General features: G+C 47.6%; 2 rRNA genes. Both read right to left on the bottom strand.

Annotated features, from left to right (window positions below):
- Positions 1–111 precede the first annotated feature (111 nt).
- Positions 112–220: ribosomal RNA gene (gene rrf / locus ACEN25_RS15835) — 5S ribosomal RNA — on the bottom strand.
- 156 nt (positions 221–376) lie between these two features.
- Positions 377–3,209 (bottom strand): 23S ribosomal RNA (locus ACEN25_RS15830).
- Positions 3,210–3,382 lie beyond the last annotated feature (173 nt).

Here is a 3,382-nt window from a genome sequence, read left to right as displayed (position 1 = left end):
TCTATTTTCTGTTCTCTATTTTCTCTTGTCTCAAGTCTAATATCTCAAGTCTACGATCTGAGTTTAGGGCAAAAAAAAATCCGCATCAACTAAATGATGCGGATTTCTAAAACAAGGCGGCGACCTACTCTCCCACGAGATGCAGTACCATCGGCGCAAACGGGCTTAACTTCTCTGTTCGGAATGGTAAGAGGTGAGCCCCGTCGCTATAACCACCTTAAGTCGTTGTCAACTCATCCTTTTGCTTTGGATAGCTGACCTAATAACATAACATACTGGGTAATATTAAAAATACTTTTAAAAAACAATACAATAGATTCATACATACTCTAAATTATAAGAGTGTCCTTCCCGCAACTTGCGTTGCGGGAAGACGTACATAAGCTTACGGGTTATTAGTACTACTCGGCTATGACATTACTGCCTTTACACCTGTAGCCTATCAACGTGGTAGTCTCCCACGGCCCTTTAAAGAAATCTCATCTTGTGGTGGGTTTCGCGCTTATATGCTTTCAGCGCTTATCCCTTCCCGACATAGCTACCCTGCAATGCTCCTGGCGGAACAACAGGTACACCAGCGGTCAGTCCAACCCGGTCCTCTCGTACTAGGGTCAGATCCACTCAAATTTCTAGCGCCCACTATAGATAGAGACCGAACTGTCTCACGACGTTCTGAACCCAGCTCGCGTGCCACTTTAATGGGCGAACAGCCCAACCCTTGGGACCTTCTCCAGCCCCAGGATGTGACGAGCCGACATCGAGGTGCCAAACCCCCCCGTCGATATGAGCTCTTGGGGGAGATCAGCCTGTTATCCCCGGCGTACCTTTTATCCTTTGAGCGATGGCCCTTCCATGCGGAACCACCGGATCACTATGCTCTACTTTCGTACCTGATCGACCTGTATGTCTCTCAGTCAAGCTCCCTTATGCCATTGCACGCTACACACGATTGCCAACCGTGTTGAGGGAACCTTTAGAAGCCTCCGTTACTCTTTTGGAGGCGACCACCCCAGTCAAACTACCCACCAAGCACTGTCCCCATAATATGGGTTAGGCTTCAAACAAGTAAAGGGTGGTATTTCAACAATGACTAACCTACGCCTGGCGACGCAGGATCGAAGTCTCCCACCTATCCTACACATCACTTGTCCAAAGTCAATACTAAGCTATAGTAAAGGTGCACGGGGTCTTTTCGTCCCATAGCGGGTAATCGGCATCTTCACCGATACTACAATTTCACCGAGCTCATGGCCGAGACAGTGTCCAGATCGTTGCACCATTCGTGCAGGTCGGAACTTACCCGACAAGGAATTTCGCTACCTTAGGACCGTTATAGTTACGGCCGCCGTTTACCGGGGCTTCAATTCAATGCTTCGCTAAAAGCTAACATCTCCTCTTAACCTTCCGGCACCGGGCAGGTGTCAGGCCCTATACTTCATCTTTCGATTTCGCAGAGCCCTGTGTTTTTGATAAACAGTCGCCTGGACCTCTTCACTGCGGCCCACAAATAAATGTGGGCGACCCTTCTCCCGAAGTTACGGGTCGATTTTGCCTAGTTCCTTAGCCATGAATCTCTCGAGCACCTTAGAATCCTCATCCCAACCACCTGTGTCGGTTTACGGTACGGGCTGCTTCACTCGCTTTTCTTGGAAGAATCTCCTCTGGATTATCACAATAGCCGAAGCCGTAGTGTACTATCGCAACCTTAAAAGTTGCTTCAACGTGCTATTCCGTCAGCACGCACCAAATTTAATTCTCCGTCACTTTTAACGTGAGCAGGTACAGAAATATTAATCTGTTGTCCATCCACTACCCCTTTCGGGTTCGCGTTAGGTCCCGACTGACCCCCGGCTGATTAGCATGGCCGGGGAAACCTTGGTCTTTCGGTGTGCGGGTTTCTCGCCCGCATTATCGTTACTTATGCCTACATTTTCTTTTGTAACCAATCCAGCATACCTCACAGTACACCTTCAACTTTGTTACAATGCTCCCCTACCAGATGACAAATTAATGTCAAATCCATAGCTTCGGTAGTATGTTTATGCCCGATTATTATCCATGCCGAACCGCTCGACTAGTGAGCTGTTACGCACTCTTTAAATGAATGGCTGCTTCCAAGCCAACATCCTAGCTGTCTGGGCAGTTCAACCGCGTTTTTTCAACTTAACATACATTTGGGGACCTTAGCTGATGGTCTGGGTTCTTTCCCTCTCGGACATGGACCTTAGCACCCATGCCCTCACTGCTGATCAACATTTTATAGCATTCGGAGTTTGTCAGGAATTGGTAGGCGGTGAAGCCCCCGCATCCAATCAGTAGCTCTACCTCTATAAAACTATAAATCAACGCTGCACCTAAATGCATTTCGGGGAGTACGAGCTATTTCCGAGTTTGATTGGCCTTTCACCCCTACCCTCAGGTCATCCCAAGACTTTTCAACGTCAACGGGTTCGGTCCTCCACTATGTGTTACCACAGCTTCAACCTGCCCAAGGGTAGATCACACGGTTTCGCGTCTACTCAACCTAACTTATGCGCCCTATTCAGACTCGCTTTCGCTACGGATCCGATGCTGAACATCTTAACCTTGCTAGATAAAGTAACTCGTAGGCTCATTATGCAAAAGGCACGCCGTCACAGCTTGCGCCGCTCCGACCGCTTGTAGGCGTATGGTTTCAGGATCTATTTCACTCCCTTGTTCAGGGTTCTTTTCACCTTTCCCTCACGGTACTGGTTCACTATCGGTCTCTCAGGAGTATTTAGCCTTAGCGGATGGTCCCGCCAGATTCATACAGGGTTTCACGTGCCCCGCACTACTCAGGATACCACTATCTATAACGCTCTTTACCTATACCGGGCTATCACCGTCTATGGCCACTCTTTCCAAAGTGTTCTAATTCATTACGCATAAAATGTTGTGGTCCTACAACCCCGGAACTGCCGTAACAATTCCGGTTTGGGCTAATCCGAGTTCGCTCGCCGCTACTATCGGAATCACTTTTGTTTTCTCTTCCTCCGGGTACTTAGATGTTTCAGTTCCCCGGGTTTGCCTCCTTGCGGATACTATACCTTCAGTATAGTGGGTTGCCCCATTCGGATATCTGCGGATCAATTTGTATGTGCCAATCCCCGCAGCTTTTCGCAGCTTATCACGTCCTTCTTCGCCTCTGAGAGCCTAGGCATTCCCCATACGCCCTTATTTAGCTTATTGTACTTCTTGCTCTTATAAGGACTTAGGTATTACTACCAAGCCTTGTATTCTTTTGTATTCTAATGAGTTCTATCTATAATTTTGCCTTAACTATTACTAGTTAAGTAAAACTTTTGTTTCTCTCGTATTCTTATTATTTCCCAATATGTCAATGAACGTGTGGCGAGTCGCC

The sequence above is a fragment of the Leeuwenhoekiella sp. W20_SRS_FM14 genome, from assembly GCF_052119605.1.
Taxonomy (GTDB): Bacteria; Bacteroidota; Bacteroidia; order Flavobacteriales; family Flavobacteriaceae; genus Leeuwenhoekiella.
This window is presented reverse-complemented; position numbering and strand designations above follow the sequence as displayed.